26 protein-coding genes are annotated in these 25,480 nt (G+C 54.1%); 23 read left to right on the top strand and 3 right to left on the bottom strand.

Annotated elements, in window-relative coordinates:
- Positions 1-103 precede the first annotated feature (103 nt).
- Genes MKX42_RS26015 through MKX42_RS26005 form a run of 3 tightly spaced genes read left to right on the top strand, consistent with a single transcriptional unit; the run spans position 104 to position 3,766 of the window.
- Positions 104-2,170: a BglG family transcription antiterminator gene (locus tag MKX42_RS26015; RefSeq protein WP_340755722.1), complete on the top strand. Its 2,067-nt coding sequence runs from the start codon at positions 104-106 to the stop codon at positions 2,168-2,170.
- Positions 2,171-2,186: 16 nt separating this feature from the next.
- Positions 2,187-2,621 carry a PTS sugar transporter subunit IIA gene (locus MKX42_RS26010; protein ID WP_076079725.1) on the top strand — a complete coding sequence of 145 codons (435 nt, stop codon included), beginning with the start codon at positions 2,187-2,189 and terminating at the stop codon, positions 2,619-2,621.
- Positions 2,621-3,766, top strand: a complete 1,146-nt coding sequence (locus MKX42_RS26005) for a mannitol-1-phosphate 5-dehydrogenase (protein WP_340755720.1) — start codon at positions 2,621-2,623, stop codon at positions 3,764-3,766. Before MKX42_RS26010 ends, MKX42_RS26005 begins: the two co-directional genes overlap by 1 nt.
- 96 nt (positions 3,767-3,862) lie before the next feature.
- On the opposite strand, the gene MKX42_RS26000 is transcribed toward MKX42_RS26005, so the two are convergent.
- Complete coding sequence (locus tag MKX42_RS26000) at positions 3,863-4,936, bottom strand: M42 family metallopeptidase (protein ID WP_036697912.1); 1,074 nt, start codon at positions 4,934-4,936, stop codon at positions 3,863-3,865.
- A 148-nt stretch (positions 4,937-5,084) separates the two neighbouring features.
- Here MKX42_RS26000 and MKX42_RS25995 point away from each other — a divergent pair, with 148 nt between their 5' ends.
- The 17 genes from MKX42_RS25995 to MKX42_RS25915 all read left to right on the top strand — a co-directional run bounded on the left by MKX42_RS25995 (position 5,085) and on the right by MKX42_RS25915 (position 20,039).
- Positions 5,085-5,261, top strand: coding sequence for a hypothetical protein (locus MKX42_RS25995; RefSeq protein WP_209878112.1), 177 nt, complete (start codon positions 5,085-5,087; stop codon positions 5,259-5,261).
- A gap of 134 nt (positions 5,262-5,395) precedes the next feature.
- A complete protein-coding gene (gene spoVAC / locus MKX42_RS25990; protein ID WP_076079722.1) occupies positions 5,396-5,893 on the top strand; it encodes a stage V sporulation protein AC in 498 nt (165 codons plus the stop codon).
- Between the two features lie 3 nt (positions 5,894-5,896).
- A complete protein-coding gene (gene spoVAD, locus MKX42_RS25985; RefSeq protein ID WP_340755718.1) occupies positions 5,897-6,931 on the top strand; it encodes a stage V sporulation protein AD in 1,035 nt (344 codons plus the stop codon).
- The gene (spoVAE, locus tag MKX42_RS25980) at positions 6,928-7,278 is read left to right on the top strand and encodes a stage V sporulation protein AE (protein ID WP_036697920.1); all 351 of its coding nucleotides are present in this window, start codon (positions 6,928-6,930) and stop codon (positions 7,276-7,278) included. Before spoVAD ends, spoVAE begins: the two co-directional genes overlap by 4 nt.
- Positions 7,279-7,509: 231 nt before the next feature.
- The gene (locus MKX42_RS25975) at positions 7,510-9,210 is read left to right on the top strand and encodes a methyl-accepting chemotaxis protein (protein WP_340755717.1); all 1,701 of its coding nucleotides are present in this window, start codon (positions 7,510-7,512) and stop codon (positions 9,208-9,210) included.
- Between the two features lie 164 nt (positions 9,211-9,374).
- Positions 9,375-10,331, top strand: coding sequence for an AAA family ATPase (locus tag MKX42_RS25970; RefSeq protein ID WP_340755715.1), 957 nt, complete (start codon positions 9,375-9,377; stop codon positions 10,329-10,331).
- Position 10,332: 1 nt separating this feature from the next.
- The gene (locus MKX42_RS25965) at positions 10,333-11,583 is read left to right on the top strand and encodes a DUF58 domain-containing protein (RefSeq protein ID WP_340755714.1); all 1,251 of its coding nucleotides are present in this window, start codon (positions 10,333-10,335) and stop codon (positions 11,581-11,583) included.
- Positions 11,580-13,823 carry a DUF4129 domain-containing transglutaminase family protein gene (locus MKX42_RS25960; protein WP_340755713.1) on the top strand — a complete coding sequence of 748 codons (2,244 nt, stop codon included), beginning with the start codon at positions 11,580-11,582 and terminating at the stop codon, positions 13,821-13,823. Before MKX42_RS25965 ends, MKX42_RS25960 begins: the two co-directional genes overlap by 4 nt.
- Positions 13,824-13,918: 95 nt before the next feature.
- The gene (locus tag MKX42_RS25955; protein WP_036697929.1) at positions 13,919-14,443 is read left to right on the top strand and encodes a YqeG family HAD IIIA-type phosphatase; all 525 of its coding nucleotides are present in this window, start codon (positions 13,919-13,921) and stop codon (positions 14,441-14,443) included.
- Entirely contained in the window at positions 14,443-15,573 is a 1,131-nt protein-coding gene (gene yqeH / locus MKX42_RS25950) for a ribosome biogenesis GTPase YqeH (protein ID WP_340755711.1), read from the top strand. The genes MKX42_RS25955 and yqeH overlap by 1 nt, the downstream gene beginning before the upstream one ends.
- Positions 15,574-15,593: 20 nt before the next feature.
- Positions 15,594-16,472 (top strand): shikimate dehydrogenase, encoded by an 879-nt coding sequence (gene aroE, locus MKX42_RS25945; protein WP_340755709.1) that lies wholly within the window; start codon positions 15,594-15,596, stop codon positions 16,470-16,472.
- A 51-nt stretch (positions 16,473-16,523) separates the two neighbouring features.
- Entirely contained in the window at positions 16,524-16,817 is a 294-nt protein-coding gene (gene yhbY, locus MKX42_RS25940; protein ID WP_036697934.1) for a ribosome assembly RNA-binding protein YhbY, read from the top strand.
- A gap of 12 nt (positions 16,818-16,829) precedes the next feature.
- Positions 16,830-17,420 carry a nicotinate-nucleotide adenylyltransferase gene (locus MKX42_RS25935; RefSeq protein WP_340755708.1) on the top strand — a complete coding sequence of 197 codons (591 nt, stop codon included), beginning with the start codon at positions 16,830-16,832 and terminating at the stop codon, positions 17,418-17,420.
- Positions 17,404-17,982 (top strand): bis(5'-nucleosyl)-tetraphosphatase (symmetrical) YqeK, encoded by a 579-nt coding sequence (yqeK, locus tag MKX42_RS25930; protein WP_340755706.1) that lies wholly within the window; start codon positions 17,404-17,406, stop codon positions 17,980-17,982. Before MKX42_RS25935 ends, yqeK begins: the two co-directional genes overlap by 17 nt.
- Entirely contained in the window at positions 17,979-18,326 is a 348-nt protein-coding gene (gene rsfS, locus MKX42_RS25925; protein WP_036725699.1) for a ribosome silencing factor, read from the top strand. Before yqeK ends, rsfS begins: the two co-directional genes overlap by 4 nt.
- On the top strand, positions 18,323-19,246 hold the full coding sequence (locus MKX42_RS25920; RefSeq protein WP_340755705.1) for a CvfB family protein: 924 nt from the start codon (positions 18,323-18,325) through the stop codon (positions 19,244-19,246). Before rsfS ends, MKX42_RS25920 begins: the two co-directional genes overlap by 4 nt.
- 22 nt (positions 19,247-19,268) lie before the next feature.
- Positions 19,269-20,039, top strand: coding sequence for a class I SAM-dependent DNA methyltransferase (locus MKX42_RS25915; protein WP_340757823.1), 771 nt, complete (start codon positions 19,269-19,271; stop codon positions 20,037-20,039).
- A 454-nt stretch (positions 20,040-20,493) separates the two neighbouring features.
- Here MKX42_RS25915 and MKX42_RS25910 read toward each other — a convergent pair whose 3' ends face one another.
- On the bottom strand, positions 20,494-20,652 hold the full coding sequence (locus MKX42_RS25910) for a hypothetical protein (RefSeq protein ID WP_036725695.1): 159 nt from the start codon (positions 20,650-20,652) through the stop codon (positions 20,494-20,496).
- Positions 20,653-20,770: 118 nt separating this feature from the next.
- Positions 20,771-21,730 carry an ArsR/SmtB family transcription factor gene (locus MKX42_RS25905; RefSeq protein WP_340755703.1) on the bottom strand — a complete coding sequence of 320 codons (960 nt, stop codon included), beginning with the start codon at positions 21,728-21,730 and terminating at the stop codon, positions 20,771-20,773.
- Positions 21,731-22,191: 461 nt separating this feature from the next.
- Here MKX42_RS25905 and MKX42_RS25900 point away from each other — a divergent pair, with 461 nt between their 5' ends.
- The 3 genes from MKX42_RS25900 to MKX42_RS25890 all read left to right on the top strand — a co-directional run bounded on the left by MKX42_RS25900 (position 22,192) and on the right by MKX42_RS25890 (position 25,447).
- The gene (locus MKX42_RS25900; protein ID WP_036725692.1) at positions 22,192-23,589 is read left to right on the top strand and encodes an ABC transporter substrate-binding protein; all 1,398 of its coding nucleotides are present in this window, start codon (positions 22,192-22,194) and stop codon (positions 23,587-23,589) included.
- A gap of 106 nt (positions 23,590-23,695) precedes the next feature.
- Positions 23,696-24,586, top strand: coding sequence for a carbohydrate ABC transporter permease (locus MKX42_RS25895; RefSeq protein ID WP_036725691.1), 891 nt, complete (start codon positions 23,696-23,698; stop codon positions 24,584-24,586).
- Between the two features lie 24 nt (positions 24,587-24,610).
- A complete protein-coding gene (locus MKX42_RS25890; RefSeq protein WP_076155496.1) occupies positions 24,611-25,447 on the top strand; it encodes a carbohydrate ABC transporter permease in 837 nt (278 codons plus the stop codon).
- Positions 25,448-25,480: the final 33 nt, after the last annotated feature.

Here is a 25,480-nt window from a genome sequence, read left to right as displayed (position 1 = left end):
ACAAGTGTAAAATCTAAGTATATAGTTCTCGCTGAAACGGATGCCGTCCCTTATAGGACGGTATATCCGTTTGTACTTGATGCAAGGCGGAGGGTTAGCGGAAATGACGAAAATTACCGCCAGACAGCGCCAGATCCTGTGGCTTCTGCTTGAAGCCAGCGGAGAGATTACCGCTGTAAAAATTGCCGAGGCTACCGGGGTAAGCGTAAGAACCGTACACCGGGAGATGGAGGATATAGAGTCCGCGCTTGAGGACTTTGGTCTTGATCTGATCAAAAAATCAGGCAAAGGCATCCAGTTGAGCGGCCCGGAGGCCGGTCTTGCGGAGCTGCGCCTATTCCTGCGGGAAGAGAAGCCGGCGGATTATTCCGGCGAAGACCGCAAGGTATTCGAGCTCTGCGTGCTGCTGGAGGCAGAGGAGCCGGTGAAGCTGTTCACACTTGCGCATTCCCTCAAGGTTACAGTTGCTTCTATTAGCTACGATCTGGATGAACTGGAGCAATGGGTCCGTAAGTTCGGCCTGGAGCTGGTTCGTAGACGAGGCTACGGCGTAGAAATCACCGGCAGCGAGATCGACAAGCGCCGGGCGATTGGCCGGTTAGCCGCAGAGCATCTGGATTTGTCCGATCTGGTCGGCCATGGTTCTCTGGCTGAGAGCAATCCGGCTTTTCGTATGCTGTTGACTACAGTCGGTCAGTCCAACCTCATGGAAGTAGAGAACACGCTGTGGGATATGGAATGGAAATGGACGGCGGAGCTGCCCGAAATTGTCTATATGGAAATGCTCCTGGCCCTTGCTGTCACTACCCGGCGGATTGAGCTTAGCCGGAGTATCGACAGCGGGGCGGAAGCGGGCTATTCCAGGGTGTCCGATCACCGGAACATTGCCGGAGCTGAGCGATTTGTGGGGCAGCTCGCAGAGGTGCTTGAGCTGAAGATTCCCCGGGTAGAGATTCTATATATTGCCGGGCTGTTCGACCGGGTTCAGGATTCCTTCTCCTCGTCGGGCTATGCCTATGGCGACATTGAATTAATGGAGATTGTCTACAAGCTGACGGAGAGTGTCGTCAAGCGGACAGGGCTGCCCTTCCAGAGTGACCGTTCCCTGCGCGAGGGTCTGCTGGAGCATATTGATCCGGCGCTGAAGCGGATCCGGGAAGGCACACGCATCCGCAATCCGCTGCTCGGCCCGATCCGCAGGGATTACGAATATCTGTTCAACATCATCCGCGCAGCCGTGGAGGATATGCAGCTGAAACTGGAGATTCCGGATGAAGAGATCGGATTTCTGGTCATGCATTTCGGAGCTTCCGCAGAGCGGCTGAACCAGCTAAGGCGCAACGTAAGAGCCATTCTGGTCTGTGCCAGCGGCCTCAGCTCCTCCCGGCTGCTAGCCACCCGGCTGACCAAGGAAATGCCGCAGATTGAGATTCTCGGCAACATCTCCTGGTATGAAGCGGCACGCCTGCCGGATGAAAGTTACGATCTGATTATATCTACCATTGATCTGCCGATTGATAAGGAGCGTTACATCAAGATCAGCCCCCTGCTCACAGCGGAGGAGATTGAGAAGCTGCTGAATTACATCCAGAATACTACGCTGCGGGAACGGGAGAAGGGGATGTCCGGTGAACCGGAACATGCGGCGCGGGAGGAAGCCTCGCTTGAACGGCTCAGGAGCTACAAGGGTATTCTGGATGAGATCGTCAGCTTGCTGGAGCGGTTCCGCTTCCATCCGATTGATAATAAGGGGATGGATTTGTCAGCGACGATAGTGGAGATGCTGGAGACACTGAATGGAAACGGCGTGGTTGGGGATGCCGGTATTGTGCTGGAGCGTCTGCTCGAACGGGAGCGGATGACCAGCCAGGTGATCCCCGATACCGCATTGGCGTTGTTCCATACCAGAAGCAGCCATATTCACCTGTCATCGTTGACCCTGTACCGGCTTGATCAGCCCGTAATTCTGGAGGGGGATACAGAGGTCAGAGTCATTCTGCTCATGCTGGCTCCGCGCAGACTCTCCAAGGAGAGCCTGGAGGTGCTCAGCGAGATCAGCGCACTGCTGCTGAATTCCGAGCTGGTTCAATTGCTGGAAGAGCGTTCAGAGTCTGAGATCCGGGGGTATTTGTCCTCGGAGCTGCTTCATTTTTTCCAAAATAAAAGTTGAAAGCGGGAGAAACCATATGAGTATACTGTCAGAAAATAAAGTGATTATGCACGGTGCGGCAAACGATAAATACGAAGCCATCAAGATGGCGGGCAAGCTGCTGGTCGATGCAGGGCATGTAACGGAGGAATATGTTCCCAAGATGCTGGAGCGCGAGGAAGTGGTGTCCACTTATATGGGCGGCGGATTGGCTATTCCGCATGGTACCAAGGAAGCGCGTCCTTTTATTAAGTCAACTGGGTTGTCTATCATCCGCTTTCCGGACGGGGTGGATTTCGGCGGCGATGAGCCGGCGTTTGTAGTCATCGGCATTGCAGCCGCAGGTGACGGGCATATGGAGGTTCTGACGAACGTGGCGATGATTTTCACCGAGGATGATGCTATTGACCGCGTAATGAACGCCCCTACGGCTGCTGATGTTATTGCAATCTTCGAAGGGGGACTGGAGTAATGAAGGCGGTCCATTTCGGCGCGGGCAATATCGGCAGGGGCTTCATCGGGCTGCTGCTGTCGCAGGCGGGCTATGAAGTTACTTTTGTGGATGTGAATGAGGCCTTTGTTACCCAGCTTAAGGAACGCGGCGAGTATCCGGTCACGCTGGCCAGCGACGGTCAGGAAACGGTCATCGTGAAGAATGTAACGGCTCTTAGCAGTGTCACGCATGCGGATGAAGTGGCGGCCGCCATTGCTGAAGCCGATTTGGTTACAACCGCGGTAGGCGTGTCAATTCTGAAGCACATTGCGGGAACGGTGGCTGACGGCATCCGCCGGAGAGTAGCTGTCTCCTCCGCACCGCTGCATGTTATTGCCTGCGAGAATGCGATTGGCGGCAGTGCACAGCTCAAGGAGCTGGTGTACGCGAAGCTCGATGAAGCTGCACGTGAGAAGGCTGAATCTTCGGTTGCTTTTCCTAACGCGGCAGTGGACCGGATCGTTCCGCTCCAGCAGCATGAGGATATTCTGAAGGTGGTCGTTGAGCCGTTCTATGAATGGGTGGTGGACGCCTCGCAGATGATCCCGGGCTATACGCCGGTTGAAGGTGTGCATTATGTAGAGAATCTGGAGCCGTATATTGAACGCAAGCTCTTCACTGTGAACACGGGGCACTGCTCTGCGGCGTACCTGGGCTATCTGCAGGGCTACGAGACCATACAGCAGGCTATGGCGGATGAGGCGTTAACGGCGAAGGTTCGTGAGGTTCTTGAGGAGACCGGCGCAGTGCTGGTCCAGAAGCATGGCTTCGATGAAGTAGAGCACAGTAAGTATATCGATAAAATCCTGGAGCGCTTCCGCAATCCGGCGCTGACCGATGAGGTGTCCCGTGTAGGCCGTTCGCCGCTGCGCAAGCTGTCGCCCAGTGACCGTCTGGTATCCCCTGCAACGCAGGCGTATGACAGAGGGCTGAGTTACACCGCGTTGACACGTTCCATGGCCGGTGCGCTGCTGTTCAAGGCGGGGGATGACCCGGAAGCGGTGGAGCTGCAAGCCGCAATCGCGGAGCTTGGAGCAGAAGCAGCGCTGACGAAGTATACGGGTCTTGCTGCGGATCACCCTATTCATCAGTCGGCGATGGAGCAATACGCGATTTTGAGCTAAGAACATATGAGCTAACAACATAAAAATACAGCCGCAGGGAAAGCCTATAAGCTTATCCCTGCGGCTGTTTGCGTTGTCTGTAAACTTGTAATCTGTTTAGCTGTTCTCCAGAATCGTCTGCAGTGTCGTGCGGTCCAGTCCTTGGACCAGCTTGATCAGCAACTCTTTGGCTGCCGCATAATCATCACTGTGGATGATCGAGGTTGCCGTGTGGATGTAACGGGAGCAGATTCCGATCACCGCTGAAGGAATGCCGATTCCGCTGAGATGCACCTGACCCGCATCCGTTCCTCCCTGGGAGACGAAATACTGGTATTTGATCTTATGGGTATCAGCCGTATCCTGCACGTATTCAATCAGTCCCCGGTGGGTAATCATCGTCGGGTCAAAAATGCGCAGCAGCGCGCCCTGGCCCAGATGGCCGAAGGCCTGGCGGTCGCCGGTCATATCGGCAGCGGCGCTGGCGTCCAGCCCGAAGAAAATATCCGGTGCCAGCAGATTGGCGGCCGTCCGGGCACCGCGCAGCCCGACCTCTTCCTGAACGGTAGCCCCGCAATAGAGCGTATTCGGCAAGGCTTGTCCGTGCAGTTCCTTCATTAATTCAATAGCCAGTCCGACACCGTAGCGGTTGTCCCAGGCCTTGGCCATAATCTTCTTGGGATTGGCCAGCGGCGTGAATGGGCATACCGGTACGACCTGCTGTCCAGGAGCTACACCGAAGCTCTGCGCCTCTTCCCGGCTGTCCGCACCGATATCGATATACATCTTGCTGATCTCCCCGGCTTTGCCGCGTTCATCTGCGCTCAGCAAGTGAATGGGCGTACTGCCGACAACGCCGTTCAGCGTTCCCTTCGGCGTAATGATCTGCAGCCGCTGTGAGGCTACCGCTGAAGCCAGCCATCCGCCCAGCGGTGTGAAGCGGATCATCCCGTTGTCTGTAATACCGGTAACCATGAAGCCTACTTCATCGAAATGGCCGGCCACCATAATCTTGGGACCGTTAGCTTCACCGCGCATTACGCCGAACAGGCTGCCCAGGCGGTCCTGCACGAATTCATCCGTATAAGGCGTCATTGCCTCTTTGACATAAGCGCGCAGTTCGCGCTCGAAGCCGGAGGCTGAGGGGAATTCAGTCAATGTCTTAAATAATTCAAGTGTGTCTGTATTCATACATATATCGCTCCTTTATGTCATCTAGTATGAACATTGTTGCGCCTCTTGTCCATGCTGGAAGGGCAAATGAACACAGAGGCTCATTGTGCGAATACTATACGGTAAGGGCTCTGCAGGCAGGGGCCGGAGAAAGGAAGCGAGGAGAATGTGGCTCTCGGGGAGCGTAGCCCAGGCAGGCAGCCGGAGCGGTTTCCGGAAAGTACCGGTCCGCAGGCAGGGCTTGCCCAGGCGGTACCGCCGCCGGTACGGGCGGGAGAATGAGGCAGTGCTGATCCTGGTGCTGTTTCTGCTGCTGATTGTTGTGCTGTTTTATTTTTCCTGAGCAGGATGGACATAACGGGGCCGCCTGAAGTGAACAATAAGGAAAACTTAATTCCGCATAGCACGAAGGAACGGGACTACAGCTTACCCGCTGCCCGTTCCCTTTCGTATCCAACAGTTCAGGGGGTGTCTGCATTGCCGGCAAAAACAAAAAAGTCAGGCGTCAAGCTGAACCTTGACGGTCTGACTCCGAAGGCTTATCAGGAATTGGCCAAGCCTTACGTGCCTTCTCGTCCTGTATTCAAAAATTGTATACGCGCCTTCCTCTCCGGGGGACTCATCTGTGTGCTGGGACAAGGCATCCAGGAAGCATTCATGGCGATATTCGATATGACCTCAAGAGAGGCGGCAAGTCCGACCGTGGCCATTCTGATTCTGCTCTCCGTCATACTGACCAGCTTCGGGGTATATGACAAGCTCGCCCAGTGGTGCGGTGCAGGCACAGCGGTGCCCGTCACAGGATTCGCCAACAGCATGTGCTCTGCCGCACTGGAGCACAGGGCTGAAGGGCTGGTACTGGGCGTGGGCGGGAACATGTTCAAGCTGGCCGGGTCGGTTATTGTGTTCGGTGTCGTTGCCGCTTTTATCGTGGGTGTAGTGTATGCCGTTATGGGCTGGGGAGGTGCGCATTAAACGATGAAGCAGCTCGGCAGTCAGACCTGGGAATTTACGAACCGTCCGGTGATCCTTGGGACATCCGCTGTAGTGGGGCCTGAAGAGGGAGAAGGGCCGCTGGCCGCAAGCTTCGACTTCGTTTATGATTCGCTGGAGATGGGCGAGAAGACATGGGAGAAGGCAGAACGCGCCCTGTTCGAAAAAGCCGCCAAGCTCGCCCTGATGAATGCGAATCTGGAGCAGGAGAAGCTGGAGTTCTTCGTCGGCGGGGATCTGATGAATCAGATTATCAGCAGCTCCTTCGCCGCGCGTAAGCTCGGCGTGCCTTACTTGGGAGTGTTCGGTGCCTGCTCCACCTCGATGGAGAGCCTCGCCATCGCTTCCATGATTGTGGATTCCGGCGGCGGCAAGTACGTGCTGGCCGGTACATCCAGCCATAACTGTACAGTTGAGAAGCAGTTCCGCTACCCGACAGAGTATGGCTCGCAGAAGCCGCCCACCGCCCAGTATACCGTTACAGGCTCTGGATGCGCGGTGGTAGGCGTAAACGACGGGACGGTTCAAGGGCCGCATGTGGTGTACGCAACGCTTGGTCGCATCATGGATCTGGGGCTGAAGGATCCGTTCAATATGGGAACGGCCATGGCCCCGGCTGCCGCTGACACGATTACGGCACATTTCCGCGATACGGGGCTGTCGCCTGGTCACTATGATCTGATTGTTACGGGCGATCTGGCTTCCGTCGGCTTGCCGATTGCCAAGGATCTGCTGGCCAAGGAAGGCATCCCAATGGAGCAGACGGTCTTCAATGACTGCGGCCTCATGATGTACGACCTGGACAAGCAGAAGTATGTCATTGCCGGGGGAAGCGGCGCGGGCTGCTCGGCCACAGTAACCTACGGTCATATTATCGGCCGGATGAAGAAGGGTGAGTTGAAACGGGTATTGATCGTGGCGACTGGAGCGCTGCTCTCGCCGCTGTCTTATCAGCAAGGGGAGAGTATTCCGTGTGTAGCCCATGCGGTAGCCCTGGAGATCGGAGGTGAGGGAGCATGATTTATTTATGGGCTTTTCTGGTCGGAGGAGCGATATGCGTGATCGGCCAGCTGATGTTCGATGTGCTGAAGCTGACTCCGGCCCATACCATGAGTACGCTGGTGGTGCTTGGGGCGGCTGCCGATGCTTTTGGCATCTACGATCCGCTCGTGAAATTCGCCGGAGCCGGGGCCAGCGTACCCATTACCAGCTTCGGGAATTCCCTGGTCCACGGCGCGCTGACTGAGCTGGAGCGCGATGGCTGGGTCGGTGTCGTCACCGGGATCTTCGATGTGACCAGCGCCGGGATTTCCTCGGCGATTGTCTTCTCTTTCCTGGCGGCGCTGGTGGTCCGGCCGAAGGGTTAGTGCAGCATAGATAAGTATATTCGGGACCGCTTCAACTTCTGGCGGTCTTTTATAAACGGATGTCGTCCTTATAAGGGCGGCATCCGTTTATGCTTGTTTTTGGGTCTTAACAGGAATTTGAATAAATAAAAAATATATAATCAAAATATTAACGAAATGTCAGCTTTTGTCGATATAGATGTATGCTTGTGCAATCAAGAGAATACATAAGTTAACGGGGGAAGCGTAGAGATGAAAATAAATATCCGTATGAAAATGCTGCTTGCTTTTTTTGTTGTCATAGCACTGCTGTTTATCAGTAGCACTGCTTCTCTGCTCAGCCTAAACAAGCTTGGAGATACAGCGAAAGACATCGACTCACACTGGATGCCCAGTGTCACGATTCTTGGTACGCTGAATGGAGATGTCTCGGATGTTGAACGCCTTGCGCTGAATCTGGTGCTGGAGCAGAATACTGCGCAAAGAGACAAGGTTCAAGCCGATTATAATGCTGTGCTTAAGAAGGTAGACGACGGACTTAAGGTCTATGAAGCCCTGATCAGCTCCGATGAGGAGAGGGAAATCTACAAGGGCTTTACTGAACAATATGCGTCCTATCTGGCCAAGCTGCCGGAGATTATTAGTGCCGGAGAGGCCAAGGACTATGGCAAGGCCAATATGCTGCACAAAGAATCCTATGGGCTGTGGTATAACGCAAATAACACCATTATGAAGCTGATTGAACTTAATAACAGCGGAGCCGCCTTGATGAACGATGAAGCGGTGGCGAATTACGTTTCAGGACAGCGGATGATCATTGTCTTCAGCGCTGCCGCGATCCTGGTTGCGATTGTGATCTCGATCCTGCTGTCGAGCGCCATCTCGCGTCCGGTGCTGAGAATCAGCCGTGCTGCGGAACGTATCGCTGGCGGGGACCTGACCGGTGAACCGGTAACCGTGAAGAGCAGGGACGAGATGCATACACTCTCGCTTGCATTCAATGCAATGGTACAGAATCTCCGGAGCCTCATTCAGGCTGTAAACGCGACGACAGAGCTTGTAGTTACTTCCTCCGAAGAGCTGACAGCAAGTGCAGAGCAGAGCAGCCAGGCGTCTATGCAGATTACAGAGACAATGCAGGAAGTAGCCAGCGGGGCTGCACTTCAGGTGGATATGGTTGGGAAATCTACGCAGGCTATTGAAGAGATGTCCGTTGGTGTAGAACAGATTGCTGTACGCGCCCAGTCTGTCTTCGCATCTGCACAAGGAGCAGCCCAGAAGTCTGCCGAAGGGAATCAGCGGATTCAGGAAGCAGTGACACAGATGAACGCTGTGAATCAGTCGGTTACAGAGCTCGGCGGCATGATGTCGGCGCTCGGAGAACGTTCCAATGAAATCGGCAAAATCGTTAGTGTCATTACCGGCATCGCGGGACAGACCAACCTTCTGGCGCTCAATGCTGCCATTGAAGCTGCGCGTGCCGGAGAACAGGGACGGGGCTTTGCTGTGGTTGCAGGAGAAGTCCGCAAGCTTGCAGAGCAGTCCGCCGGCTCAGCCCAGCAGATTACCGAACTGGTAGAAGCCATCCAATCCGATACCGTCACAGCGATTGAAGCGGTAATGTTGAACGGACAGGATGTCGCTGCTGGGCTGGAAGCCGTCCGCAGCGCCGGTAATTCCTTCGAGCATATTCTGAATACTGTCAATCAGGTTACCGGAGAGATTGAGGAAGTATCGGCCGGATCAGAGCAACTGTCAGCAGGAACGGATGAAGTGGTCAACTTCATCAAGCAGATATCTGTCGCAGCCGAGAATGGAGCGGCGGGAACACAGCATGTATCGGCTGCTACCGAGGAGCAGCTGGCTTCAATGGAAGGCATCTCGGCTTCGGCCACTTCATTGTCCACTATCGCTGAAGAGCTTCAGGAGCAGATCGGCAAATTCAAGGTTTAATGTCAAGTACGACAGGCACTGCAGCACAATTCCCTTATCCGGGATTTGTGCTGTTTGTTTTGGCATTTACAGTAATATCACCAGCCTAACATGTACTTTCGGTACTCCTATCATGTAAAATGTATATATTACTGCTTATTCTGATATAGGAGGGTTTAATATACATGCCCGTACGTCAAGAATCCACGCAAATTATGAACGCTGTCCGCACTAATCTGGAATCCTGTATTCTCGGTAAAAGCTTTGAAATAGAACTGCTGCTGACTGCACTGTTAGCAGGCGGACATGTCCTCATTGAGGATGTTCCGGGGACTGGCAAAACCCAGCTTATCCGCGCACTCTCCCGGTCGATGTCCGGTGAATACCGGCGTATCCAGTGTAACCCGGATATTCTTCCGAGTGATATTACCGGCGTATCCGTCTATCATCCGCGCGATGAGATGTTCCACTTCCGTCCGGGCCCGGTGATGACTAATATTCTGCTGGCTGATGAGATCAACCGGGCGACCACCAAGACCCAGTCCGCACTGCTTGAGGTAATGGAGGAACGCAATGTTACGGTCGATGGAGAGACCTATCCCCTTCCGCATCCGTTCATGCTCTGCGCGACCCAGAATCCGATAGATTTCGAGGGAACCTATACCCTTCCCGAAGCTCAGCTGGACCGCTTCATGCTGCGGATCAGCCTGGGCTACCCGGATGCCGATACCGAGAAGAACCTGCTGCGTACCCATCAGCAGGGCCAGCCGGTGGACAGGCTGGCTCCCGTAACCAGTATGGAGACGATCGCCGCCATTCAGGAGGAGATCCGTGATGTGTTCATCAGCGAGCCGGTGCTGAACTACCTGCTGGATGTGGTCCGCCAGACGCGGGTACATCCGCTGGTGCTGCTGGGCGCCAGCCCCCGGGCATCATTATCGTTCATGATGGCCTGCAAGGCCTACGCTTTTCTCCAGGAACGCGACTATGTGCTGCCTGATGATGTGAAGACCCTGACCCCGTATACGCTGGGACACCGTATCCTGCTGCGGCCGGAATCACGCCTGGACAATGTCAGCATGGACTCCCTGCTCCAGAAGCTGCTTCAGAGCATTAACGTGCCTGTAACCATGAGGCAATAAGATGAGGGCCTTACTTACGCGGGCTGCCGCTGCGGTTCAGCTGAGGAAGTTCACGGGCGTTCTGGCGATTTGGGTCATCACACTCTTCTACGTGCTGTTTCAGGGCGGCAAAACCTCGTTCATGCTGTTCATCATGGTCTCTGTTCTCATTCTGTATCTGTTCATTGGCGGTCTTGAAGGGGTCCGGCGGGCCAGAGGCACACGCAGCTTCTATTCCGAACAGGATAAGCCGGATCTGCTCTATGCCGGGGGCTTTCTAAAGGTGAAGCTGGAAGTAACCATTCCGGGATTTCTGCCTTTGCCCTACGTGATCGTAAGGGAAATTCTGAAGCGCCATAACGGAGAGTCCTGGGTGTTCGAGGAGAGCCTGATTCCGAATATGGGCGGACGGGGGGAGCTGCTGTTCCAGACGCCGCTGCTTGAGCGGGGCCGTTATTCTTTTGAGAATACGGATATTCTCAGCGAGGACATCTTCGGTCTGATGGAGCACAAGGGAACCTTCAAGGCAGAAGGCCAGTTCCGGGTGATGCCCCGGGCCGTCGTAGTGCCGCGCTGGCAGCTGTACGAGCGCAAGGCGCGCCTGTCGGGGCCGCAGGTATCGCTGCTTCAGTCACGTCGCGAGACCACGCAGATCAACGGTGTGCGTGATTATGTCTACGGCGACCGGCTGACGCGCATTCATTGGAATGCAACAGCGAAGACCGGCGAGTGGAAGTCCAAAGAATTCGAGCATGAATCCGTTCCCAGAACCATTCTGGTGCTGGACGGCACCTCCAGCGGCTATTACAACTCTGCACAATTCGAGCTGGCAGTCTCGGTCACGGCTTCTCTTCTGGGCTTCGGCATCCGGGAGCGGATCGGCATCGGCCTGTGCTGTCTGGATAAGCATAATAAGGTGTTCAGTCCGGCGGAGGGCAATGCCGAGCGGCAAAAGATGATTCAGTATTTGATTGATATCAACGCGGAAGGCAAGGGGCCGCTGATTAACAGGCTGGAGAGTGTCCAGCGGCTGTTTCCCAAGGGGTCGTATTTCGTACTGATCAGTCCGCAGAGCGGCAGAGTGGTGCTGGATACGCTGCGCTGGGCGGAGAACCGGGGGATGACGCCTTCCCACATTCATGTTCTTCATCCTTCCGGGAAATACCGGGCCGGTGAGTGGCAGAATATTCTGCATTCGCATGGCGTTACCGGACATAGCATCAGCACACTTCAGGAGCTTCCTGCGGTACTTGGAGGTGATTCTGTCCGATGAAGCACTGGTTCCAGGCGATACGTTCCTCATGGCATCACGGGCTGACAATGCTATGGCTAAGCATTATCGCTATGCAGTGGGTGTCCTATACGGTGCCCTTCTGGCTACAGGAGACCACCGTTTCTGTAGCACTAACCCTGCTGGCCGTTACAGCTATTGAAATTATTTTTCCGTTCAAAAGAGTGTACCGCATGCTGCTGGAAGGCGCGGCAGTGGTATTTATTATATACAATGTGATTATCAGTTACGGTATTTACATTCCTGATCCTCTGCTGCCGGCATTTCTTGACCGGCTGCCGGGGATAGCGGCATCGATGAACCCGTATATCTGGTTTGCACTGGGGGCTTGGGCTCTGCTGCTTGTGTCCGCCTGGTGGGTGAACGGCAAGGCGCGGATTCTGATGTTCATCGCGGCGAATATCACGGCCTTCGCCGCGCTGGATTCGTTCACGATAGCGGTAATGTGGCAGGAGGTAGCCTGGACGGTCTTTGCCGGTATGGGCTGGCTGGTCACGCGGCATCTGAGGAATTTCCAGCTGCATTATCCGCGCGGCTGGACCTATCTGCTGAGGTACCCGATGAAGGTGGCCTTGAATATAGCGATTATTTTCTCACTGGTCATTCTTGCCGGGGTGAACATGCCGGGCGTGCGTCCAACCTTGACCGATCCTTATACCGCCTGGCAAAAGTGGAATGGGAACTCGGTCTCGTCCAGACCCTCCTCCGGGGGCGGGGACGCTGGAAGCGGCGGGTCAGCGGCGAACGGGACGACGTCGGGCTACAGCCTGAATGATGACAATCTGGGCGGCGGCTTCAACTTTGATTATTCGCCGGTCATGCAAGTGACCTCCGATCTGCGCACCTATATGCGCGGCGAGATCCGCAGCGTGTATTCAGGCAAAGGCTGGACAGATGATGATACCTCCGGCCGGGGAAAGCATAACGAGGTGCAGGTGGGCGAGCCGCTGGAGCGCGCTGTCGCCTCCAAGACAGAGACCCGTACGCTCAAGCAGACCGTTAAGCTGCTTGGAGGGAACAGTTATCCGGTTCTGTTCGGCGGCTATTCGATCTCGGGGGTAGACTCGGTGGACGGGCAGGAACAGAGCAGCGGCTTGGCCTGGCGGAGTGAAGACAGTGAACTGCTGTGGAATCCCGGAGGCAAAACAAGAGCTTACCCTCAGACCTATGTGATAACCTCGGAGGTGCCGGTGGTTCCCCTTAAGGAACTGAGCCTGCAGACCTTCGAGCAGCTCTACAGCAACAAGAATATCGACCCGCAGTATCTTCAGCTCCCCGATAACTATCCTGAGCGGGTGAGCACACTTGCCAAGGAGATTACGGCGAGAGCGCAGACGCCTTACGAGAAGACGATTCTGCTGCAGCAATATCTGCAAGCTTCTTTCCCTTACACGAATCAGCCGGATACCTCACGGGCCAGAAGCAAGGACATGGTCGAGAGCTTCCTGTTTGAGATCAAGGAAGGATACTGCGATTACTATTCCACGGCGCTTGTTACTATGGCAAGATCACTGGATATACCTGCCCGCTGGGTGAAGGGATATGCTCCAGGAGAGCAGGCCGAGATTCCGGATAGCGTAATGCTTCAGCAGGGCGCTGCCGGTTATGTAAATAACAACTACACGATTACTAATGCGGACGCCCACTCCTGGGCCGAGATCTATTTCGGCGATTACGGGTGGGTACCTGTAGAGGCAACGCCCGGCTTCGATGTTCCGGTGCTCACGCAGAGTGAACAGGATATTCCGGACCAGCCTGAAGTGCAGGAAGAGGAGCCGGAAGAGCTTGAGCCGGCGGCATCGGGCCAGACGGACAAGTCTGCCGGATTCCATCCCGGCACCTGGGCTGTGGCTGGAGCAGCCGCTGTACTCCTGCTCTGGACCCTATTCCTGATCTGGCAGCGCCGGCTCCACCTGCGCTTCCTGATTACACGTATGCGTCTAGGTGGTCAGCCGACTCCGGCGCAAAAAGTTATCGCAGAAACGGAGCGCTGGGTAAGGTATATGCGCAGGAAGGGTATGCTGAAGAAAGAGCATGAGACCCTGCGCGAATCCGTAGCACGGTGGAGCGTGGAACGCCCGCAAGCTGCGGGCAGTCTTGCTGCACTGCTGAAGATGTTCGAGCGGGCGAATTACAGCCCTGAGGTTATTGAAGACAAAGACTGGCACAGCGTGTATACTGAAGCTTTGCGGCTGCGAAAAAGCATGAAGTCCGGCAAGTAATGCCTCATGGTGATGAAATGCTGCCGGACCCTGGGGTTTTTGCAGTCCTATAGCGCCGGGTTACAAGTTTCCTGTATGAAAATGAGGTGAAGGTATTGTTCGAAAGATTAGTCCCTAAGCTCCGGGTAAACACGGTGTTTGATATCGCTCTGGAGGAGCTGTACCGCCAAGGATACCGGGGAATTATTACGGATCTGGATAATACGCTGGTCGGTGCCAAGGCGCCGCTGGCTACTCCTGAGCTGCTGCTCTGGTTCGCTAAGGTGAAGGAACTGGGCTTCAAGCTTGTGATTGTATCCAACAACAATATGGACCGGGTGTCGCGTTTTGCTACCCCGCTGAATATTGAATTTGTACATCAGGCCAAGAAGCCCAGCAATTCCCCGTTCCTGCGGGCCATGAAGCTGATGGAGCTGGGACCGGAGCAGACGATTGTGGTCGGCGACCAGATGCTTACCGATGTATACGGCGGCAACCGGCTGGGTCTGTTCACGGTACTCGTGCTGCCAATCTCAGTCAAGGATGAAGGAATAGGAACAAGAATTAACCGCAGAGTGGAGCAGATTGCCTTGACCCGTCTGCGGAAGCAAGGATTGTGGCAAGAGGAGGATAAATCTTAATGAATGCAATAAACGATGAAAAGATGCGGCCAGAGAAATGCAGCGGCTGCGGCATTAAGCTCCAGAGCGTGGACAAGGAGCTTCCCGGCTATATCCCGGAGGTCGCCTTCGAGCGGGAGCCGGTAATTTGCCAGCGCTGCTTCCGGATCAAGAATTACAATGAAGCCTCTTCCGTATCGGTGAATCAGGATGAATTCCTGAAGCTGTTAAGCGGAGTAGGGGAGAAGAATGCACTGGTCATCCACATCGTGGATCTGTTCGATTTCGAGGGCAGTCTGATTTCGGGGCTGCAGCGGTTCGTTGGCAATAATCAGGTCATCCTGGCGGTGAACAAGATCGATCTGCTGCCGAAGGTTACCAACTGGAACCGGCTGCGCAACTGGATGCAGCAGCGCTGCAAGGAAGAGGGACTGCGCACGGCGGAGATTGTCCTGGTCAGCGCGAAGCGCAATCAGGGCTTCGACCGTCTGCTGGAGGCCGTTACCGAGCTGCGCGGCCAGCGTGATGTATACGTGGTCGGGGCAACTAATGTTGGCAAGTCTACCTTGATTAACCGGCTGATCTCCGATTACAGTGACCTGGAAGAGGAGCTGACGACCTCCCGTTATCCGGGAACCACCCTTGATATGGTCAAAATCCCGCTGGATGACGGCCACTCCATCATTGATACGCCTGGGATCGTATACCCTTGGCGCTACAGTGAGCTGGTCGAGCGCAAGGATCTGGGTGCAGTGATGCCCGAGAATCCGCTCAAGCCTGCAGTCTACCAGCTGAATGAAGGCCAGTCGCTCTTCTTCGGCGGATTGGGACGCTTCGACTTCATTCAGGGGGAACGCCAGTCCTTCACCTGCTTCATCAGCGGCACCCTCAAGATTCACCGCACGAAGCTGGAGCGTGCAGATTCCCTGTACCAAGACCACCGGGGCGAGCTGCTGTCTCCGCCGGGAACTGCCGACATGGACAAGCTGCCGCAGTGGCAGCGGCATGAATTCCGTATCGCCAGGAATAGTGAGACGGACCTGTTCATCTCCGGCCTGGGCTGGATCAAGGTGAACGGTACAGCCGGAGCGGTAGTAGCTGTCCATGTGCCGCGCGGCGTCAAGGTGCTTACCCGTCCGTCGCTGATCTAATTGTACAGGAGGAAGGCGACATGACTGAGACAGGCAGGAACACGCAGAGTCACGGGGAGCTCTTGCTGGGCGTGATGGGTGACCCGATTGCCCAGTCCAAATCCCCGCTGATGCACGGGGCGGCGCTCCAGTCGCTCGGTCTCTCCGGGGCTTATGTGCCGCTGCATATCACGCCGGACAAGCTGGGTGATGCGGTGCAGGCGATACGGACGCTTGGCTTCCGCGGCGTGAATGTAACGATTCCACATAAGGTTGCTGTGATGGAGCATCTGGACCAGCTGGATTCAAGTGCGGTCGATGTCGGCGCAGTCAATACCATCGTTAACGATAATGGGATACTGACTGGCTTCAATACGGATGGGATCGGATATGTTCGCTCGCTTAAGACAGAGGCTGCGCCGGATCTCACCGGCACCCGTATTCTGGTGATTGGAGCCGGCGGTGCGGCCAGAGGGATTGTCTCGGCGCTGCTGAAGGAGCAGCCGGCAATGGTCCTGATTGCGAACCGTAATGAGGAACGGGCGCATCACCTGGCAGATAGCTTCAGCAGCCGGGGGAGCTTAGCCGGAGCAGGGATGGATACCGTTCCTGGCGTGCTAGGCAGCATGGATATCGTAATCAATACAACATCGGTAGGCATGTATCCGCATATGGAGGACATGCCGATCGATCCGGCCGGGCTACATGAAGGGATGATCGTCAGCGATCTGATCTATAATCCGCTTCATACCCGGTTGCTTACAGAGAGCCTGAAGCGCGGCTGCACTATTCACGGCGGGCTGGGCATGTTCGTTTATCAGGGAGCTTACGCCCTGGAGTATTGGACGGGGCTTGTCGCTCCCGCAGCGATTATGCGGCAGACTATTGCGGATTGCCTCGGCCAGGTGCCAGGCAAATGATTTTCACGGAAAAGGGTAATAATATATGTTAATTAAGGAGTTTTCACATTTATGTTAACAGGCAAACAAAAACGTTATCTGCGCTCTTTGGCTCATCATCTGGATGCTGTATTTCAGGTTGGCAAAGGCGGCGTAAACGATCATCTGATCCGTCACATTGAAGAAGCTATTGAGAAACGCGAGCTGATGAAGATCAGTGTATTGAATAACAACGCTGATGATCCCAAGGAAATTGGTGCCGCGCTTGCCGAACAGTCCGGTTCGGAGCTTGTTCAGGTTATCGGCAAGACTATCGTTCTGTACAAGGAATCACGCGACAACAAAACGATCGAGCTTCCAAGATAGGAGGTTGACCTCTTGAGAGTAGGCATAATGGGAGGGACCTTCGATCCTCTGCATATCGGGCATATGATGGCCGCTGAGACGGCGCGCGAGAGCTACAGTCTGAAGGAGGTCTGGTTCATGCCTTCGCATATTCCGCCTCATAAGCATGAGGCTGGGGCAACCGGTGAAGAACGGCTGGCTATGGTAGAGGGAGCGGTGAAGAATCACCCTTCCTTTGGCATTCTTGACTGGGAAATCGTGCGGGGCGGAGTATCCTATACGCTGGAGACGGTGATTAGTCTGCAGGAGGAATATCCGCAGCATGAGTTCTTTTTCATCGTGGGTGCGGATATGGTTCAGTATCTGCCCAAGTGGCAGGGGATCGAAGAGCTGGTGAAGCGGTTGACCTTCATCGGTGTCGGACGTCCGGGCACCCCGCTGGATCTGGGACTGCTGCCGGAGTTCATTGCGGGTAGAGTGCTGCTGGCGGATATGCCGCTGGTCGATCTCTCTTCCACCATGCTCAGAGCCCGGGCCGCCGAAGGAAAGTCGATCCGCTATATGGTTCCGGATGCTGTGTATGAATATGTTCAAAGGAGTGGATTGTATGGAGTTCAGCCGTGAAGCGCTGATTGAGGCGGTATCCGGCCAGATGCCGGACAAACGCTGGAAGCATACACTCGGTGTGATGGAGTCCGCTGTGAAGCTGGCTCAGCGTTATGGCGCTGATCCGCAGCGGGCCGAGACCGCCGCCATCCTGCATGATGTGGCCAAGTATTGGCCGGTAGAACGGATGCGGGAGATCATTGAACAGAATGGATTATCCGCCGAGCTTTTGAAATATGACAAGCAGCTATGGCATGCTGAGGTTGGTGCTTATACCGCCGAACATGATTATGGTATTCAGGATACTGAGGTGCTGGACGCGATCCGTTACCATACCTCGGGACGCGAGAACATGGGCCTGCTGGAGCGGATCGTCTGTCTGGCTGATTATATTGAGCCTGGACGGGACTTCCCCGGTGTGGAGGAGATACGCAGGCTATCGAAGGTCAGCCTGGAGGAAGGGCTGATTGCCGGACTGGATTCCACTATACGTGTACTGCTGGAGAAGCGCCGGGTCGTATTTCCGCTTACGGTGCTGGCGCGCAACGATTTAGTTAGAACATTGGAGGATAAACTATGAGTGTACAATCAAACAAGCTGTTTGAGCTGGCGTTACACGCCGTTCAGGATAAAAAAGCAATGAATGTGGTGGCCCTCGATCTGCGCAGTGTGTCGCCGATCAGCGATTATTTCATCATCTGCCACGGTAATTCCGATACCCAGGTTCAGGCAATTGCCACTGAGGTGCGCAAGGTTGTTCATGAAGCTGGCGGAATGATCAAAGGCATTGAGGGGATGGATGCAGCACGCTGGGTACTGATGGACCTTGGCGATGTGATCGTCCATGTCTTCCACCGCGATGAACGTGAATATTACAATATTGAGCGTCTGTGGTCGGATGCCAAGGTCGTGGAGACGGTATGAGTCTGATTGCAGGAACTACGGTTACGCTTGAAGTGATGCGGGAGGTATCCCCTTACGGGTACTTCCTGAGCGCAGGCGACCAGGATATCATGCTTCATTACACCGAGCTTGTGGGCAGCAAGCCGAAGATCGGCGACAAGGTTGAGGTCTTCCTCTTCTTCGATACCGAGGACCGTCCTGCGGCTACGATGAAGAAGCCGTATCTGACGCTTGGCGAGATGGCGCTGCTGGAGGTGGCGGATATCCATCCGCGGCTGGGCTGCTTCCTGGAGATGGGGCTTGGCCGGCAGCTGCTGCTGCCGCTCAGCGAGCTTCCCGAGCTGGTGGAGCTGCGTCCGCAGATTGGCGACAAGGTCTTCGCAATTATGGAGCATGATAAGCAGGGACGTCTCCGTGCCAAGCTGGCCGGAGAGCAGGAGCTCGCACCGCTGGCCTTGCCTGCACCGGAGTCCTGGCAGGGGCAGAGTGTCACCGCACGGGTGTACAAGCCGCTGCAGATGGGCACGTTCGTGCTTGTAGACGCCGGTGTGCTTGGCTTCGGCATCATCGGTATGGTCCACTCCTCTGAGCGCAGCCGTTTGCTGCGTCTGGGCGAAGTGATTGAGGCGCGCGTGGCGCATATCCGTGAGGATGGGCGCGTCAACCTCAGCATGGGCCACCGCAAGGAAGTGGGCCGTGATGTGGATTCGGCGGCTCTGCTTGATTTCCTGGCTTCCCGTCCGGGCGGCGGAATGCCGTATTCGGATGCTACGCCTCCCGATATTATCAAGCAGCGCTTCGGCATCAGCAAATCAGCGTTCAAGCGTGCGCTTGGCAAGCTGATGAAGGAAGGGCTGGTTGTCCAGAAGGAGAACTGGACCTATCTGGCTGCCCGCGAAGAGGAGCAGGCCGGACCGGACAGCGATTCTGACAACCAATAGTATAGAGAAAGCGGTGTACGCAGTGTCTTCCTATGGCAAATTTGCTTATGTATACGATGCGCTTATGGCGGATATGCCGTATCGGGATTGGCTGGCCTTTGCCGAGACGGCATGGGGTAAATACGGCAAGCCGCGCACTGTAGCCGAACTAGGCTGCGGTACCGGTAGCCTGACGATTCCGTTGGCTGCTGCTGGTTACCACATGACGGGGATTGATCTCTCTTCCGACATGCTCTCCGTTGCCCAGCGGAAGCTGGAGCAGCAGCCGCAGGGACGGCGCTTTTTGCGGGAGGGCAGTGTCCAGTGGGTTCAGCAGAACATGAAGGAATGGGAGCTGCCGGAGCCGGTGGACGCCGTAATCTCCTTCTGCGATTGCCTGAATTATGTGCTGGAGGAGCAGGACATCCGGTCAGTGTTCTCCAGTACGTATGACGGACTGAAGCCAGGCGGGACCTTCTTATTCGATGTACATCATCCGAACACGCTGATCCGCTATGAGGAAGAGCAGCCTTTCGTGTTGGATGAGCCGGACATCTCCTACATCTGGACCTGTGAGCTGGATGTGCCGCGCCGGGAGATTGAGCATCACCTGTCTATCTTCGCCCGCGAGGAGGGCCGCTCAGACACGTACCGCCGCTTCGAAGAGACCCATACCCAGCGTGCTTATGACCCGGAGTGGATGAAGCAGGAGCTGCTTGCCGCCGGATTCAGCGAGGTGTCATTGTATTCAGACTTCGAGTGGGTGGCGGCGGATGATTCCGCGCAGCGGCTGTTCTATGTGGCTGTGAAATGAAGCTGCTAAAGAGTTGAACTTTAAGCGTAAATCGTCACTGCGGAGAACATTTGGACTTACGGCCGCTGTTGTCTGCAGATTTCATGATTTAATACCGCTGTTCGCGGTAGAAATCCGCAGACAGCTGATGCTTCCGAAGCGAGCTTTCCTGCGGAAAGCTTTGAGGCGGACGCTACCGCTCCTACAGTTCCAAATTTCCCCTCCGTTCCTTTTTGCTTCTCGTTAAATTCTTTAGAGCTTCATATATGGTTGAGGTAGTATGGAGGTCCTTACCTGAATTGGGTAAGGGCCTTCTTTGATCTTGATATGGAGCAAATCTATGTGAAAAACCTAACACAATCGGCGCTGCAGAGCTACATTGGGCCGGTGCGAGGTGCATAGCCGTTCCTGCTTGCATGACAATAGCAAACCGGGCCGTATCTTCAGATACGGCCCGGCCATCTTCCAAGCAGGCTTACCGGTGTTCGAACAAATCGATGGTGCCGAGTACAATATGCGCCAGACCAAATCCAAGAATGCCGGTTGCCGCGATCTTATATCTGCTCCCCAGAAAAGCTGCACTCGAAGCAGTAACTACGGTCCCCAGTACGGCGGGTATCATCCCTTCACGCATTCGAAACACTCCCTCACGGTAGTTTGAAAGACATTCGTTAGTGTGGGTTACGGAGGGGACAATTATACTTCGAGTTTATGCCAGCGGCGGCAGGGAAGCGGCTGTCTGTTATAAACGGTCAATCTGTCACTCCCGCTGTGGTTACCCGGCCGGCCGGATCTTCGACCTCATGCACATTATAGAGCACACGCGCCAGCAGATCCTGGCTGTAATTGCCGAAGTGCTTGCCGTAAATGGTCAAGCCGCGCTTGTTGACCGGCTTGTCGGTGACGGCAATGCGGAAAGTCAGCTCGCTCTTGTAATCCAGCTTAATGTCGTCCAGGGTGATGTCCGAGATACGGCAGCCGTCAATGAAGCTACCCTCCTGATTGATGCGGATCAGCTTCAGCATGCCATACTGGTTGAGATGGGGAGGCCACCAGTCCGGGTTGAAGGTGCCGCGCGTGTCGCCAAAGTCCCCGGGGCTGGTCCAGAAGCCGATCTCGATGCCGTTCACATAGAAGTACAGATCCGATGGGTAATTGTCGCTGAACCCGGGAGCCTCGGAGCCAATCTCCATGGAGAACTGGATTTCCCGGAAGGTCTGGTTGGCTTTGAGATAGTTAGGGATGCGGTACTCCAGGAAGCCTTCGGCCATCCAGATGATCTCGGAATCGATCCGTTGGGGATCGGCGAAGTAACGCGGCTCGTCGAAATCCCCGATGATGCTGTCCTTGGTGGCCAGACCGCAGGTCGGAACGGCCTGATAATTACTGTAATGGCCCACCTGAATCTCGACCTCATACAGATTATCCACATCCTTGCTGCGCAGATCCACCATCAGCTTATCTTTATTCAGGTAGCAGACCTTCTGGATTCCGTGCTTGCCTACAGCCGTATTGATCTCAATTAAGCCGCTTTCCTCCAGCTTCTTGATATGCATCGTAATGGCCCCGTTGCTGAGATTTAGCTTCTTGGCAATTTCGTTGAGATTCAGGGCCTGATTGGTCGCCAGCAGCTCAAGAATCTGGATGCGGATTTCCGAGCTGAGCGCCTTGAAGATATCAATCCCGCTCATCAGATCTTTAATATAAATCATATTTAGAGTACCTTCTTCCACTGAGGTCATGAGAATCGAAACTATTTTATAAAATTATAAACTAATTAGCCCTAAAAGGAAAGTATTTTGCCTTTATTTGTAGAAAACGATTAAATTTAAGCTAAAAGTAGAAGTTGAAGCCTGTTTATTTTATATAAATATGAATAATTAATGCGCGAGTAAGTCAATATTAAATGATTTTTTTCAGTAAAAAGACAATAAATAACGTTTAGTTTGAATATATTTAAAAAGATTTATACTTTTATATTTACACTCCACTTTATATATGCTATTTTATACCTGTAAGCGAATACATTCAATTGTATTTCAATTATTTAATTAAAGTATGAATTATAGTACATCATGCGGTAGCTTGAACTAACAGAGCCGGTGAGGTTCCCTAGTTCTTCTATATAGATTGTATCAATCGAATTGCTCAGCAAATCCTAGGAGGGGTTACAGTGTTAAAGAAAAAGGGCTGGTTCACACTGCTGTCGTTGGTTCTGATGGTATCGGTTGTACTTACAGGCTGCGGCGGGAAGAATAATGCATCGTCCGGGGGCAATAGCGGAAGCGAAGCTACGGCGAATGCCGGGAGCAAGGATTCCAAGGAAACCAAGAATCTTACGTTTATGTTCCGCGGGGGAACGGATGAGCAGAAGGCTTATGAGGGTGTTGTGAAAAAATATGAAGCCGATCATCCAAACGTCAAGGTTAAGATCGTTGTGACTGCGGCAGATCAATATGCGACTAAGCTGAAAGCCTCTATTACGGGGAACAGCGTTCCGGACGTATTCTATTTTGAATCCGGTGACCTGAAGGCTTATGTGAACAGCGGCGTGCTGCTGGACCTGACCAGCTATGTGGAGAAGAACCCTAATATTGATTTGAATAACATCTGGAAATATGGCGTGGATCTGTACCGTTACGACGGCACCATGGCCGGGCAAGGCAATCTGTACGGGATGCCTAAGGACGTAGGCCCGTTCGCACTCGGCTATAACAAGACCATGTTCGAAGCTGCGGGTATCCCGCTGCCGGACAAAGATAAACCGTACACCTGGGATGAATTCATCAAAGTCGCTCAGCAGCTGACGATTGACAAGGACGGGGACGGCAAGCTGGATCAATTCGGTGCAGGCTTCAACGTACAGTGGGCCTTGCCTTCCTTCGTCTGGAGCAACGGGGCGGACTGGCTGGATGCGACCAAGACCAAGGTTACGATTGATGATCCGAAGTTTATCGAAGCCCTGCAATTTTTCACTGACATGCAGCTTAAATACGGCATTACGCCGTCCACAGAACAAGCACAGACTCTGGATACCTACCAGCGCTGGATGAAAGGTGAAATGGCCTTCTTCCCTGTAGGTCCGTGGGATATGAGCACTTACGAGAAGCTTCCCTTCGATTATGACCTGATTCCATATCCTGCCGGCTCCACAGGCAAATCCGCCACATGGACCGGCTCACTCGGCATCGGTGCTTCCGCCAAAACCAAGCATCCCGATGAAGCCGTGGATCTGATCAACTATCTGACGGCCTCCAAGGAGGGAATGGAAGCGCTGGTGAAGGCTAAGGTGCAAATTCCGAACCTGATGGATATGGCTAAGGAATGGGCTGCTGATACTACGACCAAACCCGCGAACAAGGAAGAATTCCTTCAGGTCGTGAATGAATACGGACGGGTGCTGCCTGGCCACTACACGTACAATGCTGAATGGTATAACCTGTTCTACACGGACATCCAGCCAGTGCTTGACGGCAAGGTTACCCCTGAGGAGTATGTGAAGACGGAACAGCCGAAGATGCAGAAGCTGCTGGATAAAGCGGTTGAGCAAGAGGCGAAATCCAAGAAATAAACGGTACGCATCGTTCTTATCCAGCATACAAAGTGATGTTCGGTCTCCTGTAACAGCGGGCCGGCATCACTTTGTTGCTGGACCATCCGAATTTGAGGTGATTCTAATGAACACTAAGCTGGGTCTGTACCGCAAGGAGAAAATCTACGGATTTCTGTTTATCCTGCCTCCGCTGCTGGGACTGCTGATTTTTACGCTGTATCCGATGATCTATTCGATCTATGGCTCATTCACGGATTGGGATGGGCTCGGCCAGATGAACTTCATCGGCCTCGGCAACTTCAAGGATCTGTGGTCGGATGAGCTGTTCCATAAGGCCTTATTCAATACTTTGTTTATGATGCTTGGCATTCCGATCGGCATTACGCTGGCGCTGCTGCTGGCGCTTGGGCTTAACCGGGGGGTGCCCGGGACTACAGCATTCCGGGTCATCTATTATGTTCCGGTCATTTCTTCTCTGGCCGCAGTATCGATCATGTGGAACTGGGCCTATAACGGTGATTATGGTCTCGTCAACCAGTTCCTTGATCTCTTCGGAATCAGCGGGCCGAACTGGATGGCGAATAAATATACGGTCAAGCCGGCGCTGATCATTATGGCGGTATGGAAAGGCCTCGGGTATACGATGCTGCTCTATCTGGCGGCGCTGCAGAGTGTCTCCAGATCTTATTATGAAGCGGCGGAGCTGGACGGAGCCAGCGGCTTCAAGTCCTTCTGGCATATCACCTGGCCGATGGTGCGCCCGGTAACCTTTTTCATCATCGTGACCAACATTATTGGAGGATCGCAAATTTTTACCGAGATGAACATTATGACCCCTACAGGCGGGCCTGAATATGCTTCAGCCTCCGTGGTGTTCTACATTTGGCAAAAAGCCTTCGGCAACTTCCAGATGGGCTATGCCTCTGCTATGGCAGTATTCCTCGGCGTGTTCATATTTGTTGTGACTCTTATCCAATTCCGAATGAACGAGAAGCAATCGTTCGATGTCGATTAACTGAAGAGGGAGGAGACCATAAATATGACGAGCAGAAGAAGAGTTACGCATAGCATTATCTTTGTTCTACTTTTAATCGGCGCGGTGTTCATGATCGGCCCGTTGCTCTGGATGCTGTCCACCTCATTCAAGGATAAGCAGGATGTGTTCGCCCTGCCTCCGGTGTGGATTCCGCGGCCGTTCCATTTCGATAAATATAGTGAGATCTGGGAAGCGGGTCCGCTGCTGAGCGGGATCAAGAACAGCTTGATTATCGCCGTCACGGTAACGATCGTGGGTACGTTCACCTCCAGTCTTGCGGCGTTTTCCTTTGCTAAATTGCGGTTTCCTGGTAAAAATAAAATATTCCTGCTGATGCTGTCATCCCTGATGATTCCGTATCCGGCAGTCATGATTCCGCAGTTCTTCATGTTCTCGAAGCTGGGCTGGATTGATACGCTGCTGCCGCTGATCGTGCCGGGTTTGTTCGGCAATATCGTCATGATCTTCTTCCTGCGGCAGTATCTGAGCAGTGTGCCGAATGCCATTATCGAAGCGGCCAAAATCGACGGAAGCTCGTACTTCCGCCTGTACAGCTCGATTACCTTCCCGCTGATCAAGCCGGCGGTGGCAGCGCAGCTGATCCTGTGGTTCATGGGCATCTGGAACGACTACCTGTCTCCGATTATCTATCTGAATTCACCGGAGAAGCAGACTCTCCAGCTGGTTATCGCCAACTTCAATGCGACCTATGCGATCCAGACGGACTATCCGCTGATTATGGCGGCTTCGATTATTGCCCTGCTGCCGATGCTGATTATCTTCCTTGTTTTCCAAAAGCAAATTATTGAATCTGTTGCCATCTCCGGAGTGAAGGGCTGACCCTTCCTCCGGAATACCGAATTACCGGCTGAG

It is taken from the genome of Paenibacillus sp. FSL R7-0204 (genome assembly GCF_038002225.1).
Lineage (GTDB): Bacteria > Bacillota > Bacilli > Paenibacillales > Paenibacillaceae > Paenibacillus_AQ.
Note: the sequence above shows the minus strand (reverse complement) of the source record. Positions and strands in the feature narration are given on the sequence as shown.

What these genes read in the sequence shown, in the direction of transcription:
- MKX42_RS25890 (WP_076155496.1), top strand. Translation starts at nt 24,611, where the DNA reads ATGACGAGCAGAAGAAGAGTTACGCATAGCATTATCTTTGTTCTACTT.
- yhbY (WP_036697934.1), top strand. Translation starts at nt 16,524, where the DNA reads ATGTTAACAGGCAAACAAAAACGTTATCTGCGCTCTTTGGCTCATCAT.
- MKX42_RS25910 (WP_036725695.1), bottom strand. Translation starts at nt 20,652, where the DNA reads ATGCGTGAAGGGATGATACCCGCCGTACTGGGGACCGTAGTTACTGCT.
- MKX42_RS25995 (WP_209878112.1), top strand. Translation starts at nt 5,085, where the DNA reads ATGTGGCTCTCGGGGAGCGTAGCCCAGGCAGGCAGCCGGAGCGGTTTC.
- spoVAE (WP_036697920.1), top strand. Translation starts at nt 6,928, where the DNA reads ATGATTTATTTATGGGCTTTTCTGGTCGGAGGAGCGATATGCGTGATC.
- MKX42_RS25895 (WP_036725691.1), top strand. Translation starts at nt 23,696, where the DNA reads ATGAACACTAAGCTGGGTCTGTACCGCAAGGAGAAAATCTACGGATTT.
- MKX42_RS25975 (WP_340755717.1), top strand. Translation starts at nt 7,510, where the DNA reads ATGAAAATAAATATCCGTATGAAAATGCTGCTTGCTTTTTTTGTTGTC.
- MKX42_RS26010 (WP_076079725.1), top strand. Translation starts at nt 2,187, where the DNA reads ATGAGTATACTGTCAGAAAATAAAGTGATTATGCACGGTGCGGCAAAC.
- rsfS (WP_036725699.1), top strand. Translation starts at nt 17,979, where the DNA reads ATGAGTGTACAATCAAACAAGCTGTTTGAGCTGGCGTTACACGCCGTT.
- MKX42_RS26000 (WP_036697912.1), bottom strand. Translation starts at nt 4,936, where the DNA reads ATGAATACAGACACACTTGAATTATTTAAGACATTGACTGAATTCCCC.
- yqeK (WP_340755706.1), top strand. Translation starts at nt 17,404, where the DNA reads ATGGAGTTCAGCCGTGAAGCGCTGATTGAGGCGGTATCCGGCCAGATG.
- yqeH (WP_340755711.1), top strand. Translation starts at nt 14,443, where the DNA reads ATGAATGCAATAAACGATGAAAAGATGCGGCCAGAGAAATGCAGCGGC.
- MKX42_RS25920 (WP_340755705.1), top strand. Translation starts at nt 18,323, where the DNA reads ATGAGTCTGATTGCAGGAACTACGGTTACGCTTGAAGTGATGCGGGAG.
- MKX42_RS25905 (WP_340755703.1), bottom strand. Translation starts at nt 21,730, where the DNA reads ATGATTTATATTAAAGATCTGATGAGCGGGATTGATATCTTCAAGGCG.
- MKX42_RS25970 (WP_340755715.1), top strand. Translation starts at nt 9,375, where the DNA reads ATGCCCGTACGTCAAGAATCCACGCAAATTATGAACGCTGTCCGCACT.
- MKX42_RS25965 (WP_340755714.1), top strand. Translation starts at nt 10,333, where the DNA reads ATGAGGGCCTTACTTACGCGGGCTGCCGCTGCGGTTCAGCTGAGGAAG.
- MKX42_RS26015 (WP_340755722.1), top strand. Translation starts at nt 104, where the DNA reads ATGACGAAAATTACCGCCAGACAGCGCCAGATCCTGTGGCTTCTGCTT.
- MKX42_RS25960 (WP_340755713.1), top strand. Translation starts at nt 11,580, where the DNA reads ATGAAGCACTGGTTCCAGGCGATACGTTCCTCATGGCATCACGGGCTG.
- aroE (WP_340755709.1), top strand. Translation starts at nt 15,594, where the DNA reads ATGACTGAGACAGGCAGGAACACGCAGAGTCACGGGGAGCTCTTGCTG.
- MKX42_RS26005 (WP_340755720.1), top strand. Translation starts at nt 2,621, where the DNA reads ATGAAGGCGGTCCATTTCGGCGCGGGCAATATCGGCAGGGGCTTCATC.
- spoVAD (WP_340755718.1), top strand. Translation starts at nt 5,897, where the DNA reads ATGAAGCAGCTCGGCAGTCAGACCTGGGAATTTACGAACCGTCCGGTG.